This window comes from Rhizobium sp. 9140, assembly GCF_900067135.1.
GTDB lineage: Bacteria > Pseudomonadota > Alphaproteobacteria > Rhizobiales > Rhizobiaceae > Ferranicluibacter.
In genome coordinates, this window is record NZ_FJUR01000005.1 from 137,348 (window position 1) to 150,240 (window position 12,893).

Genomic DNA, 12,893 nt, shown 5'->3' on the forward strand with positions numbered 1-12,893 from the left:
AGAATACGGAGTTCTGCTATAGCCGCAATGTCGGGAGTTGCCGTGCATGGGATGTCGCCGCGCGACTCAGACGTCTGGCCAGAATTGAGATCAAACCGCATAACACGATTGCAAGCATTCCCATTACGCCTCGTCCACGTCGGCCTCCTCAACGCTGTCGAACGGCAGTGCCACATCGGTCCCCTGCCCCTGCATCAGCCCCGCATCCTCCAGCATCTCCACGTCCGGCAGGTCCTGCAGCGTCTCCATGCCGAAGGCCGAGAGGAAATGCCGGGTGGTCACGTAGGTGTAAGGTGCGCCCGGCTTCGGGCTACGCGGCCCGGAGGCGATCAAGCCGGCGCTGCGCAGGCTTGCGATCGTGTCGCGGCTGATCTCCTTGCCGAAGGTCTTCGACAGCTCGCTTCGCGTGACGGGCTGGAGATAGGCGATTGCCATCAGGACCGTTGCTTCGTTCCGGGAAAGGGCAGCCGCCAGGGACCGCGTCTGTGCCGTGGAGGCGCGAATGGCATCGGCATAGACGCCGCGGGTGCGATGTTGCCAGCCACCGGCCACGGAAACGAGCTCATAGGGCCGACCGGTCAGATCCTCGCGCAGATCGTCGATCAAGAGATCGATGGCGCAGTCCCTGCCGACGACGCGGGCCAGCGTTTCGCGTGTGACGGGTTCCGCGGAGGCAAAGATCACCGCCTCGACCCGCATCATCCATTCCCGCCAACGCAACGCTGGCGGCAGGTCCTCAAGCTCTTGGTCGAAGGCGCGATCATCGTCCCGTTTCCCGGTGCCTCGGCGGGAGCCTGTACTTGCGCCCGCCATCGTCACAGCCCGTAGATCCGAAACGTGCTGCGGCCGGACAGCTCCCGCACAGCACCGGAGGCCTCCAGCCGCTCGAACATGCGCCGACTGGCCCAGCGCGAGAGATCCGCGCCCGGAGCGGACGCCGATACCGCATCCTCTTCCAGCAACCGGTGGATCACGCCCTCCCCGCCTTTCGTGCGCAGTTTTGGCGCGACGATCATGAGCTGCCGGGCGCGCCGATCGATCTCGCTCGCCGACTGCAAAGCGGTTCCCGCACCCTCGACCAGCGCCAGACACACCGCACGCGCAAAACCTGGCTCGCCCGGACGCACCCGCCCGCGGCCGCCAAGCGTACGGAAGGCGGGTCCGCTTCGCTGCGCCATCAGGAGAAACACAGGCTGTGTCCAGCCGAGCCGCTGCGCCATCAAACCGTCGGCAAGCGCCCAGGCCAGGCGTTCGGCATCCGGGCGAACGGCATGGATGGCTGAGACGAGATCGGCCGCGGCAAAGGGCGCGGATCGGGACGACTGCAGCGCGCCATCGAGCAGATCGACGACCCCGGCCAGAGGATCGTCCCAGCGGAGCGACAACAACGTGGCGAGTTCTTTCAGGATTGCCGTGTTCACGGGACCCTTGCGGGCGCCGAGCGTCCGGTAGGCGGAATAGACGTTTCCGGCCGGACCGGGATCACCGGCATCCGACGACATCAGCACGGCATCCCGCAGTTCGGCTTCCCCCTCGGTGCGCCCCGTCAGGCGCACGGCGGCAGCGGCAGATCGGAGCGCTAACCGCGCGCGCCAGCACCCGCTCCAGACCGGTTCGGTGCGAACCAGATCGTCCAGTGTTTTCAGGGCGATGCCGGCCGAGAAGGCTGCGTCGCTTTCCGTCCCGGCAGACCGCAACGATGCCGACCATGACGGCAGGACGAAGCTCTGAGCAGGTGAAGAAACGGTCGGGATGATGCGCGAATCCATGTGATAAGCATAGAACGGATGTGCGGATGATGCTATCCCACACCGCCTGATCCGCACAGACCGTCGTTGTCAACAGACGTCCGATAATCTTGCATTATCGGACGTTCATGTCATTATAGAGAAATGGCGCAAATCATCGAGCAAAATGCCAATATCCACGTCGAGGAGAGCCCAGCGACGTCTGACAGGACGGCGGCTTCGAATGATATTACGGGGGCGTCGCTGTCGGCCGAACCCGCAGCGCTTGGTGACGCCGACCTGGGGCTCCGTGGGCATTTCTACATTAATACACGCTAAGGGAATTTGAAGTTGTTTGGATTGAAGCGGTTAGCCCGGATTGGCCTGAAGCGTTCGAGGGGTCGGTCAATTTCGTTCCAGAGGTAGTCGCCGGTGAGCGCGATATGCGCCCATGGTAGTGGTGCGACCTGGGAGAGCAGCTCGTCCGGAATGATAATACCCTGACTGCTGATATAATCGACAGCACGGCTGAGATAGACAGTGTTCCACAGGATGATGGCGTTGACGACGAGGTTAAGACCGGACGCGCGGTAAGCCATGGTTTCGGCGACGCGGTTGCGCAATTCGCCGAGCTGGTGGAGGAAGATGGCGCGTGCGAGAGCATGACGGCTTTCACCCTTGTTGAGGATCGCATGCGATCTGCGGCGCAGTTTCGTATCGAGCAGCCAGTCGCAGATGAAGATCGAGCGTTCTATCCGGCCCATTTCGCGCAGGGCCTGGTTCAGCCGGTTTTGTCGCGGCGACGCTGCCAGCTTCTTGAGGATGACGGAAGGCGGCACCAAACCTGCAGCGATCGAAGCCTTCAGCCGCAAGACCTCATCCCAGTGGTGCTCGACGACATCCATGTTGACGGTTCCAGCGATCAGCGCGTCGAGCGGTTCGTAAGCCGGATCGCGATCAATGACAAAGAGCCTGCGATTGCCGAGATTGCGGATACGGGGAATGAGCCTGTAGCCAAAGGCGTGGAACATGGAGAACGTCGTTTCGGTGGCGCCAGCGGTATCGGTTGCGTGCTCATAGATTTCGACGGAGCTTTCGTTGTGAAGGAGGCCGTCGAGAACGTAGGGGGCTTCGCCCTCGGATGCCTGGATCATGCGGGAGAAGAAGGAAGCAAAACGGTTGGATAGGAAGCCATAGATCGACGCCCCCGGTCGCTTGCCGTATTTTGCATTGTAGTCGAGGCTGGCTTCGCCACGCCCGCCAGCCGGAAAGAACTGTCCGTCCGAGGAGGAGATATGGCCGTCACCCCAGATCGCGGCAAAGGGATGGGCCTGCTGCGCATCGACCAGCACGGCGGTCGCCGTGGCGTAGGTTTCCGATCGCATATGCCTGTCCACCATCAGCATCATCTGGTGGATCGTGACGCCGCGTGAGCTTTCCGCCATACGTTCGGCTCCGGCATTGGTGGCGTCGGCAAGGATCGCTGCCATCAGCGCTGCCTCGTCGTTTGCCGTCTCACCGGTACGATAATGCGTGAAGCTGTCGAGGAATTTGGTCCAGCTTTGCACCTCGGCAAGCAGGCTGGTGATCCTGATCCGTGGCACCAGAACATATAGTCGGCGGCTGAGCGCGACGATGCTGTCGCGCTCCTCCTCGCGGATCGGCGAGATCGACAGGCCCTTGTCGGAAATCGCTGCATCCGGAATAGCATTGGCAGCCGCCGCCTTTGCCAGCTCTTTCAGCTTCGCATCGAGCGTGGCGGTCCGTTCTGCTCGCCATTCGGCAAAGCTGTCGGGGAGTGCGAGCCCGAGCCGCCCCTCGGCGCGCATCAGCTCGAAGATCGGCCGAGGCAGAAGATAATCCTCGAAACTGCGCCATGCCCGGCTGCCTTCGACCCAGATGTCACCGGCCCTCAGACGCTCTCGCAGGTGAACGAGGACCGCCACTTCCCAGGCGCGCAGGTCGATATCGGCACTGTTCGGGCGCACGCAGCGTCGCCATTTGCGGGTCAGAAAGGCGAGCGGCACCTGCGCCGGCAATTTCCGGCCGCCATAGAGCGCGCGCAGATGGTCCACTGCTACAAGGATCGGATCATCAGCACGAAACGACCGGAACGAGAACGTGCGGAACATCAGTCTGCCCAGCTTGCGCAACGATTTGTGCCGCTTGATGAGCTCGTCGAATTCGTTACTGCGATCAGGGTGGACGACAGATCTGGCTGCCGCCATGCTGGCGACCAATCCGTCCCAGCCGAGGGAGGCTGCGATCGCCGATGCAAGATCGGTTTTGCTCGCACGAGCGGCCAGAAGCGCCTCGCCGAGCTTGAGATGCTCAAGCGCCACCCCATCAAGAACCTCGGCCTCTTTTAGCCGGCGTTCCGTGCGGCTGATCTCGGCCTTGCGGCGGTTGCTCCCAATCATTTTGCAGAACATGTCGATCGTCAGGTCGGTGATCGACGCCTGTCTCTCGATGACGAAGGCGGCCAGCGTGGCGTAGCGACGTTCGGATGTCAGGCGTCGTATCTCCCGGGCATGCAGAATGCGTGCATCCCTGGCGATGATGCCGTAGCGATTGGCATGGATCGTCTTGCGACGGTCGTCGGGAATGGCGGCTGAGCGCAATACCTCGAGGCGGGCGATCAAGCCTTTGAGGTTCTTCAGCTTCGCCCCTTCAGGTGCTTCCGCAATCCAGCCAAGGTGGCTCCGATCGCCGGCCCGCTCAGCGAGGAGCTGATCAAGCGCCTCGATCGAAGGCTGCTCCAGATCCCGGATCAATTCGCGATAGGCTTGTCGACGCGCCGCCGCCCGGCCGGCCAGTGCCAGACGGATCAGCAGCTCCGGCATAGGAACGAGCAACTTTCGTTCCTTCAAGGCTTCGATCACGGCCTTGGCGATCGGCGCACCTTGTTCAGTGGCCGCCGCCTCGCGTGCCGCCGCCGTTATCAACTCGCGATAGTCACTCGTCCGGACAGGCTGAAGCTCCAGTGCAGAGACGATCTCGCGCGCGTGTTCCCGGCGCGTTTCGTCGCGCTGGGCGTAGAACTCGAACACTGCAGGGTCGATGCCCAGCTGGTCGGCGACAACAGAGACAACCGCCTGAGGTGGAACTTCGCCTATTCGCAGCAGACGGCCCAGATCACGCACCAGTGCGAGTTGGATCGCAAAGCCAAGCCGATTATGCGACCGGCGATGTTCCTTGACGAAGACAATATCCTCGGAAGTCAGTGCATAGCGCGCTTGCGCATCTTCATAAGCTTCGGGTGGTTCGAATAAAACGGCACGCGATTGCTCATCGAGAAACGCCATCAGCCACGGTCACTCGTCAAACTACGGTTTCGGGCGTGCCGGTCTTGCCGGGGCCTGTCCATCCAGTCCGCTTCAACGTGTCGATCAAGGTCGAGCGCGCCACCTTGAACGTCCGGCACACGGACGCCTTGCTGGCGCCAGCTTCCAAAGCAGCTAGAACCTGCTCGACCTTTTCCGCATCGATCGTTGGAGGTCTCCCGCCCTTACGGCCACGTCGGCGAGCCGCCGCCAGGCCGGCATTGACCCGCTCGGTGATCAGCACTCTCTCGTATTCTGCAAGCGAGCCGAACAGGTTGAACAGAAACGCGCCGTGCGAATTCGTGGTGTCGATCGCCTCCGTGAGAGATCGGAAGGCGACACCACGTTCCTTCAAATCCTCGACGATGCGGATCAAGTGGGAGAGTGACCGGCCTAACCGATCTATCTTCCAGACGACCAGGACATCGCCTTCGCGCAATTCGCCGAGGCATGCCTTCAGACCCGGCCGGTCATCACGCGCTCCGGAAGCGCGATCCTGATGGAGATGGCGCTCATCGACCCCGGCCGCGAGCAGGGCATCGCGCTGCAAGGCAACCGACTGGCGCTCGTCACTACTCGATACCCGCATGTAACCGATCAACATGTGCGACAAACCTCAAATCAGGTGTTGCCGCACAGCCAGACATTCCGACAGGGTTTGTCGCGCAAAAAATGGCCCTATTGCGTGGCCAGTTTGCCCCGCGATCACGGTGAGCGGAAATCATGTGTTTCCCGTCACCTGCAAAATGCCCTTAGCGTGTATTAATGTAGAAATGACCACAGAGCCCCGACCTGCCCGATATCGTCGATCTCGTGATCGCGATGGGCAAGATGCCGGAAGAGCCTACCCCCTCCCCTCTCTCGGGCTTGGCCACTCCCCGCCTGCCAGCGCATCTCGAGGCCCTCGCCGATCGCGCGCGCGATTATGTCGAGGCGGCGAGTTCCGCCAACACTCGCAAAGCCTACGCTTCCGACTGGAAGCATTATGCTGCCTGGTGCCGGCGGTCCAACCTGGCACCCCTCCCCCCACATCCACAGACCGTTGGCCTGTATATCACGGCGTGCGCCTCCGGAACTGCTGAACGAGGCGCGAAGCCAAACTCCGTTTCGACGATCGAACGCCGCCTCTCCTCGCTTTCGTGGAACTATACGCAACGCGGGCTGACCCTTGATCGCAAGGATCGTACGATCTCCACCGTGATGGCCGGCATCCGCAACAGTCATGCGCGGCCGCCGGTGCAGAAGGAAGCCGTGCTCGCAGAGGATATCATTGCGATGGTGGAAACACTCGACCGCGGATCGCTCCGCGGCCTGCGCGATCGTGCCATGCTGCTGATCGGGTATGCCGGCGGTCTGCGCCGCTCGGAGATCGTCGGCCTTGATCTCAAAGCAGATCAGACGGAAGACGGGCGCGGTTGGATCGAGATCCTCGACAAGGGCATGCTCGTCACCCTGCGCGGCAAGACCGGCTGGCGCGAGGTCGAGATCGGCCGCGGTTCGTCCGACGCCACCTGCCCTGTCCTTGCCGTCGAGACGTGGATCAGGTTCACCAGGCTTGCGCATGGTCCCCTCTTCCGCCGTGTGACGGGGCAAGGCAAAGCTGTTGGGCCTGACCGGCTGAATGACAAGGAAGTGGCGAGGCTGGTGAAACGCGCTGCAATGGCCGCCGGCGTTCGCGGCGATCTTAGCGAGATCGAGCGGGCTTTCAAATTTTCGGGCCACTCACTACGGGCGGGACTCGCCTCATCCGCCGAGATCGATGAGCGCTACATCCAAAAACATCTGGGCCACACTTCCGCCGAGATGACGCGACGGTACCAGCGGCGACGGGACCGATTTCGAGTGAATCTCACCAAAGCAGCAGGGCTCTGATATCGGGAATGGAACATCATTCGCTACCTGTTGCAAAAACCAGGTTTCTGCGCCGTCGCAGAAGTCAGACGCAAAATCGAAGCGCTGGGGATTTTCACTAACGCTGAAAGACATGCGATGTGATGCCTGACGGACATAATCGGTCGACTCCATTTTCCTTTGCAAACCTGTCCCGCTGTCGTGCGTTCGCATGACAAGTCGGGGTGCCCCTCCATGCGAAGCTGCGTGGATGAAGCACCGGGACAGGAGAGAAATCGTGGACATCTACAGTCTCGCCATCACACACATTCGAGCCGAGACTCGACCAGCGTGCATGATTGCTTTGGGCGAGGATCGCTATTACTCAAACCACACGGGCCTGCGCTTCAAAGCAGGGCTGCTTGGGTCGATCGCCACGGCAGCCGCCATGATCGCGATCCTTGGCATCACCCTGCCCTGAGCGGCCCCGTGGAATATGGTTCCGACCGTGCTATGCAAATGCCTGGCATTTTGCGGAGATCATGGATGGACGAACGCGAGGCTGAAAAAGACGCGATCCTGGCAGTGCTCCGCAGCGAGACCGAGGCATGGTTGCAGCGGGACTTCGAAACATTGGCGAACCACTGGGTACAGTCGCCGCAGACGCGGCGAATGGAATATTACGCCTCACTTGGGGTGCGGGTCGATGAAGGCTGGGACGTAATTGCCGCTCGACTTAAGACGATCGTGGAGCGTTTCCCGCAGAGGCGCGCTTTTTCGGAGCATGTTCGGTGGGACAAGATCAACGTCATCGTTGCTGAGAGCATGGCGTGGGTCACTTACGACCAAATCGGGATCGACGGCGGCGATGACCTTAAACGCGAGCTAAAAATTCTGCACAGGATCGATGGGGTCTGGAAGATCAGTTGCGTGGTGATGATGGAAAGTACCATCAAGCAGGCGAACTTCCCGATGATCGAGGTTGACGCAGATATGCGCATTCTGTGGACGAACCGTCTGGCGCAGGAGCGGATACAGGGCCATCAGGGGCTCGCCATCGCTGCTGGTCGACTCCGCGCCAAGCGAAGCGAACACGCCTCCGTGCTCCGTGAAGCTGTCCGCTTGGCTTTTCGTGAGTTGCAGGGGCAGACACGACTAACCTTATCGCCGAAGCAGGCTTGGCCGGTGATCCTTGGCGAGGATGCGGCGGGGGTGCCGATGCACTGCTGGGTCCATCTTGAAGATGGCAAGGCGCTAGTATCATTCGATGATGCGCAGACGATCGCGCGCCGGATTGACCAGGCGCAGGAAATCTATGGTTTGTCGCCGGCGCAGATCAGGCTCGCCCGTCTCATCGTCGATGGACACGATCTGGCGGCCGCCGCCGAACGCCTGAGAGTCAGCACTAATACGCTACGCACTCAACTCCAGCGTATTTTTGACAAAACTGGCGTGCGTAGTCAGGCCGCGTTGGTGCGTTCACTGCTCAGCGTTGAGGCACCCAACAATTGACCGAACCTTGGGGTTGCTTCATTGCTCACTTTCCAACCGCAGACGAGATAGCTGTCGTCGAAATCCTGATTTTTCACGGACGAGGCAGCTCTTCATGCTTGTGTCGCCGGTCTTGGTATGGTGCTCGTGCCGCCGATCCTCACGGCCAGGGAAACACGATCCGGCGCGTTGGTGGCCCCGTCTGGATATGAGCCGGTTGAAATTGGATCACCGGTCAGAACCGAGAGCAGTGCGCAGTTCTGTAGCTGGATGGTCGCCGAAGCCCGCGGCCTCGGATAAGGTGCTGTCGCAGGTCTCGAGAATTTCGCGATAGGAATGGAAACAATATTGGCAATTCGTGTCGAAATAGAACGCCTTCCAAGTGACGATGTGCAACGCTTAATCGACGAGGGTTTGGACATCTTCAACGCGGAAAAGGTGGGCCCGGATAACGCAGAAGATTTGTGGGTTATCGCGCGCGACGGCAATGGAGGCGTTCAAGGAGGCCTGAAGGGACGCACATTTTACTCTTGGCTCTTTATTGACTGGTTATGGTTGTCTCCGGCGGCAAGAGGGCAACATGTAGGGATACAGCTCCTAGGCCGAGCGGAGATGGCAGCGCAGGCACGGGGTTGCATCGGTTCTTACGTCGATACATTCAGCTTTCAAGCCCCCAACTTCTATCGCAAAAACGGCTACGAAGAATTCGGGCGGATCGAGGGCCTTCCTCCTGGCCATGCTTGCATCTGGCTCAAAAAGACATTCGAAGAGCCGCAAAAATCCTAATACTTGCAGCAAGATCGCCAGCTCTGAATTCCCAAGGAAATTTCTATCGCAGATAGCAGGCGCAAGAGTCAGCCCCGCACGACTGAGTTTTGCGATAGACCGAGCGAAGTGCGCGGCTTGCTGAAAACAGCGATTGCGGAACAGACGCCGAGGAACTGCATGGCTACCCCGATTGCTTCGGCTAGCGTTGGGAAGCGCCCCTCGAACGCAAAGCCGTAGGCGAGGCCAAAGACCGTTTCGGCAACGATAAGCTGGGCAGCGAGAGCCAGCGGCAGGCGGCGGGACGCGATCACCCAGCACCACGTCGCAAACCACGAGCCGGCCAGCCCCATCACCAACGCCCATGCGATGAACCGGAAGGTTTCCGCTGTGGATGCCGTATTTCCGAGATCGAACGAAACCAGTGGCAATAGGAGGAGACTCCCGACCGCCGCCCCGATGCCTTGCAATCCCGTCCATTGCAGACCGTCCGGTGCGTCCGTTGACCGCATGACCCCCGCATTCACCAGACCGTAGGCGATCCAGATCGCCAACGCCGCGGAACTGGCGAGAGCACCGAGCAAAATTGACCCTGTATCCGCAACGTCGGCCGCGCCTATCGTCGCGACGTTCACACTTGCCACGCCGATAGCAATTAGCGCCAAGGGCGGCGCGAGAGCCTTCCATGGTGCGCAGCGGTCTCGGATATTGGCGATAATCGCCAGGAACACCGGCATGGTGCCAATGATGACAGGCGGAACGGCTGCCCCGGCGAGTTGGACTGCAAAGGCCGCACTGATGAAGTACCCGACGTATCCGGCGCCGCCGAGTAGCAGCCCGATCAAAAGCCGCGATGGCGCAATACCAGTGGGCCGGAAGCGTCGATCGGCCATCAACAGCAGGCAGGCCAGACCGAAGATGCCATAGCGCGCAATCGTCAAATCCCAAGCCGTGAACGGCCCGATGGCGCGCGGGGCGATGAAAGTCAGTCCCCATAGGGCGCAAGTGGTGAGGCCGGCGATGATCCCGAGCAGCATGGTTTTCTCCTGTTGGAGCAATCATGCAATGCGGTTTGGCTATTTTATATGGAACTTTGAAAGCTGTTTCGGTAAATTAACTACCATGTCGAAAGCAAAGACACCTGAAAACCTTCATATTGGAAAGTCGACGCTGGACGCGACCGACGCGCGGATTCTCTCCGCACTCGATTCCGATGCCCGCTTGTCGATGAGCGAGCTTTCCCGCCTTGTGGGTATGTCCGCGCCGAGCGTATCGGAACGCGTTCGCCGCCTTGAGGCCGCTGGCGTCATCAACGGCTTTACGGTCGATGTCGACACGCGCGCCATCGGGTACCAGATCAGGGCAATGGTGAGGATCAGGCCGCTGCCCGGCAAGCTCCACTTTGTTGAACGGCTCATTCAGGAGCGCCCGGAAGTTGTCGAATGCGACAAGATCACCGGTGATGATCCCTTCTTGGCCCGTCTCGTCGTTCATACGATCGAGCAGATGGACGATGTTCTCGAAGCGCTCTCGGAACACGCCGTCACGAGCACGGCCGTCATAAAGGGAACATCCGTCAAACGACGCTTGCCGCCTCTGTAACAAACGTCAGGGATATCGCGTCCCAAGTCTTCGCTCGGGCAAAAACACGGCCTCAGAACGTTCACACATGTTCCTGTCGATGCCGATCTCGTCGCTCTGGCGACGCAGGCCTGGCTGACCTACGGCAAGGGCCGCCACCCGGCATCCCTAAGTCTTGCTCTTTATGGGCAACGACTTTTCGCAAACCGATATCAAGGCGGCGTGATGCGAAGCGGTGCTCATCTCGACAACGATCGACGCGGTAAACCCACTTCCCCGCCTCGCCACCGGCGGCGCTAGTTCCCGGTCTACCTCCGCAGTTTCAACCGCACGGATCGGGCCCGCACCTATATCGAGGCAGCGAGTTCCGCCGCCACCCGCAAAGCTTTCTCCAGCGAGTGGTACCATTTGGACGCGTGGTGCCGTCGCTCCGGGGCATCTCCCCTCCCCATCCAACCCACACACCACCGGCCTCTACATTACCGCATGTGCCTCCGGCACGGCCGAGCGAAGCGCGCAAAGGCCAATTCCGAGTCGACCATCGAGCGCCGGTCTGTCTTCACTCTTCTGAAGCTTCGCCAGTCCCGCCAATGGAGAACGAAGCGGTAATGGCTGCCGATATCGTCGCTATTGATCGGCCACGCCGGCGGGCTACGGCAGAAACGTCATTTGCGATCGCTTTTGGACGGCTCGATCGGGACCAAGTCCAACTCGACAACGGTATCCTCACAGGTGAAGGTTTGAAAGATGTCATCAATCAATGCGCCAAGACCCGGTTACTCGACACCCCTCAGCCAGCGCTATTTCGGTGTGCAAAAAGTTGCCAGCCGGAAACTTTTCTTACTCGTGGCTATTTATCTCTTTATTTCAATACGTTACCGGAAATTTGCATAATCCGCTTCTTTGAGAAACGGGCGAGGGGGCGGTTCAGCTTACGCCTGATCCCGACCCCGGGCCGCGTTCGTCGCGCGGGGCTATGGGTAGGCTCGGGCTTAAGCAATTACAAAGGTTGAGTGCACGGTCGTCCGGAGGACGTGATCGATGATTTCGTTCCGGCAAAGACAGTCAGTAGCCGTGCCTGCAGAATTAATTCGTTGATACTCTTGCAGGTTCGCTCTGGAGCACGGACAGGATTGGCGCAAGTAGCCTGAACAAAACCATGCCCTCGCTCAAAGTCATTGCGTTGACATTCTCTCCCGCACTCGCCATTCGTCACGTCATCAGCACGAGCATGAGGATTGCAGAATGACCTTCGACGACGAATTCGGAGTCCGTGAGGTAGAATTTGCTGTTCACGCGGCACAGGCCGAAAGGCTCTTCGTCCGGGGCGCGAATGCTCTCAACGACCGGTACTTCGATAATCAGGCGAAGGAGAACCACATCTATGGTGTAAACAACGCACTGAACCAGCTTTTGGGAGACGCGGCCGTATTGGTCGAGGGAGGCGGGCTCTCAAAGACTGCAGAATATTTCATGCGGTTTGGCGTACTGCGGCGCCTCAGGATGCTGATAGCTTCATTTCGCAGCTTCCAAAGTATCATAATGCCCGATCGTGCTGCCCCACTAACACTCGAACAGTCTGACGAAGCGTGCCGCGACCTCAACGCGATCTACATCAACATTCTCGGCCTACTCGATAACTATGCGTGGACGATTGTCCATCAGGCAGGCAGTGCCGGCACGCAAGCCGCAAGACCACTCTCCATCAGTCTTTTCAAGCCTGCCTTCGCTGCAGATCCGAAACTACAACACCTTGCCACCACATTATCTCCGTTTTCTACCTGGGAAGAAGATGTAAAGAAACGGAGAAACCCCGCGGCACACCGCATGCCGTTGTATGTTCCTCCAGCAGCTTATGACTCTGAGGCAGCAGCAGCTCTTGAGGAATACGACAGGCAGATCTCTACAGCGTTAAGGGCTCAGGAGTATGGAACGATGCAAGAGCTGCATCGAAGGCGGGAGCAGCTCGGCATATTCGTTCCAGTTTTTCTCCACGACCCTGAAGAGGAAATATGCGAAATCTATCCTACTTTGCCCCAGGATATTGGACAGATGATCAAGATTGGCCGGGTCTGCCAGTCGTTCATACGGGCAAACCTCCTAACACCTGGCGCGCTCTTTCCTGCTGGCTGACACGAATGCAAAAAGATGGCTGGTCGCTCGACATTGTGAGCTC

At 59.8% G+C, this 12,893-nt stretch carries 12 protein-coding genes and 2 pseudogenes; 9 read left to right on the forward strand and 5 right to left on the reverse strand.

Annotated elements, in window-relative coordinates:
• Positions 1-123 precede the first annotated feature (123 nt).
• The 4 genes from GA0004734_RS24515 to GA0004734_RS24535 form a co-directional block, all read right to left on the reverse strand.
• Positions 124-813 (reverse strand): SMC-Scp complex subunit ScpB, encoded by a 690-nt coding sequence (locus GA0004734_RS24515; protein WP_092938659.1) that lies wholly within the window; start codon positions 811-813, stop codon positions 124-126.
• A gap of 2 nt (positions 814-815) precedes the next feature.
• Complete coding sequence (locus GA0004734_RS24520) at positions 816-1,769, reverse strand: DUF1403 family protein (RefSeq protein WP_092938661.1); 954 nt, start codon at positions 1,767-1,769, stop codon at positions 816-818.
• Positions 1,770-2,062: 293 nt separating this feature from the next.
• Positions 2,063-5,032: a Tn3 family transposase gene (locus GA0004734_RS24530; RefSeq protein WP_003501156.1), complete on the reverse strand. Its 2,970-nt coding sequence runs from the start codon at positions 5,030-5,032 to the stop codon at positions 2,063-2,065.
• A gap of 16 nt (positions 5,033-5,048) precedes the next feature.
• The gene (locus GA0004734_RS24535; protein WP_003501158.1) at positions 5,049-5,654 is read right to left on the reverse strand and encodes a recombinase family protein; all 606 of its coding nucleotides are present in this window, start codon (positions 5,652-5,654) and stop codon (positions 5,049-5,051) included.
• 227 nt (positions 5,655-5,881) lie between these two features.
• Here GA0004734_RS24535 and GA0004734_RS24540 point away from each other — a divergent pair, with 227 nt between their 5' ends.
• The 4 genes from GA0004734_RS24540 to GA0004734_RS24560 all read left to right on the forward strand — a co-directional run bounded on the left by GA0004734_RS24540 (position 5,882) and on the right by GA0004734_RS24560 (position 9,157).
• Entirely contained in the window at positions 5,882-6,922 is a 1,041-nt protein-coding gene (locus GA0004734_RS24540) for a site-specific integrase (RefSeq protein WP_245292639.1), read from the forward strand.
• Between the two features lie 256 nt (positions 6,923-7,178).
• Positions 7,179-7,361, forward strand: coding sequence for a hypothetical protein (locus GA0004734_RS24545; protein ID WP_136883662.1), 183 nt, complete (start codon positions 7,179-7,181; stop codon positions 7,359-7,361).
• A gap of 65 nt (positions 7,362-7,426) precedes the next feature.
• Positions 7,427-8,392: a helix-turn-helix transcriptional regulator gene (locus tag GA0004734_RS24550; protein ID WP_169692224.1), complete on the forward strand. Its 966-nt coding sequence runs from the start codon at positions 7,427-7,429 to the stop codon at positions 8,390-8,392.
• Between the two features lie 327 nt (positions 8,393-8,719).
• Entirely contained in the window at positions 8,720-9,157 is a 438-nt protein-coding gene (locus GA0004734_RS24560; RefSeq protein WP_234825410.1) for a GNAT family N-acetyltransferase, read from the forward strand.
• A gap of 68 nt (positions 9,158-9,225) precedes the next feature.
• Here the strand turns inward: GA0004734_RS24560 and GA0004734_RS24565 are convergent, their stop codons facing one another.
• Positions 9,226-10,173 (reverse strand): DMT family transporter, encoded by a 948-nt coding sequence (locus GA0004734_RS24565; RefSeq protein ID WP_080823905.1) that lies wholly within the window; start codon positions 10,171-10,173, stop codon positions 9,226-9,228.
• Between the two features lie 85 nt (positions 10,174-10,258).
• Here GA0004734_RS24565 and GA0004734_RS24570 point away from each other — a divergent pair, with 85 nt between their 5' ends.
• The 5 genes and pseudogenes from GA0004734_RS24570 to GA0004734_RS24590 all read left to right on the forward strand — a co-directional run bounded on the left by GA0004734_RS24570 (position 10,259) and on the right by GA0004734_RS24590 (position 12,850).
• Positions 10,259-10,738: an Lrp/AsnC family transcriptional regulator gene (locus tag GA0004734_RS24570; RefSeq protein ID WP_080823904.1), complete on the forward strand. Its 480-nt coding sequence runs from the start codon at positions 10,259-10,261 to the stop codon at positions 10,736-10,738.
• A 69-nt stretch (positions 10,739-10,807) separates the two neighbouring features.
• A pseudogene (locus tag GA0004734_RS26630) lies at positions 10,808-10,943 on the forward strand (type II toxin-antitoxin system VapC family toxin); the annotation flags it as partial.
• 104 nt (positions 10,944-11,047) lie between these two features.
• Positions 11,048-11,269, forward strand: a pseudogene (locus tag GA0004734_RS26635) (integrase); the annotation flags it as partial.
• Positions 11,270-11,325: 56 nt separating this feature from the next.
• On the forward strand, positions 11,326-11,730 hold the full coding sequence (locus GA0004734_RS24585) for a hypothetical protein (protein ID WP_094513383.1): 405 nt from the start codon (positions 11,326-11,328) through the stop codon (positions 11,728-11,730).
• Between the two features lie 232 nt (positions 11,731-11,962).
• Positions 11,963-12,850 carry a hypothetical protein gene (locus GA0004734_RS24590; protein WP_080823902.1) on the forward strand — a complete coding sequence of 296 codons (888 nt, stop codon included), beginning with the start codon at positions 11,963-11,965 and terminating at the stop codon, positions 12,848-12,850.
• Positions 12,851-12,893 lie beyond the last annotated feature (43 nt).

Bases quoted from the DNA above. Each gene is read 5' to 3' on its own strand.
- GA0004734_RS24515 (WP_092938659.1), bottom strand. From the start codon at position 813: ATGGCGGGCGCAAGTACAGGCTCCCGCCGAGGCACCGGGAAACGGGAC.
- GA0004734_RS24520 (WP_092938661.1), bottom strand. From the start codon at position 1,769: ATGGATTCGCGCATCATCCCGACCGTTTCTTCACCTGCTCAGAGCTTC.
- GA0004734_RS24530 (WP_003501156.1), bottom strand. From the start codon at position 5,032: ATGGCGTTTCTCGATGAGCAATCGCGTGCCGTTTTATTCGAACCACCC.
- GA0004734_RS24535 (WP_003501158.1), bottom strand. From the start codon at position 5,654: ATGTTGATCGGTTACATGCGGGTATCGAGTAGTGACGAGCGCCAGTCG.
- GA0004734_RS24540 (WP_245292639.1), top strand. From the start codon at position 5,882: ATGCCGGAAGAGCCTACCCCCTCCCCTCTCTCGGGCTTGGCCACTCCC.
- GA0004734_RS24550 (WP_169692224.1), top strand. From the start codon at position 7,427: ATGGACGAACGCGAGGCTGAAAAAGACGCGATCCTGGCAGTGCTCCGC.
- GA0004734_RS24565 (WP_080823905.1), bottom strand. From the start codon at position 10,173: ATGCTGCTCGGGATCATCGCCGGCCTCACCACTTGCGCCCTATGGGGA.
- GA0004734_RS24570 (WP_080823904.1), top strand. From the start codon at position 10,259: ATGTCGAAAGCAAAGACACCTGAAAACCTTCATATTGGAAAGTCGACG.
- GA0004734_RS24585 (WP_094513383.1), top strand. From the start codon at position 11,326: ATGGCTGCCGATATCGTCGCTATTGATCGGCCACGCCGGCGGGCTACG.
- GA0004734_RS24590 (WP_080823902.1), top strand. From the start codon at position 11,963: ATGACCTTCGACGACGAATTCGGAGTCCGTGAGGTAGAATTTGCTGTT.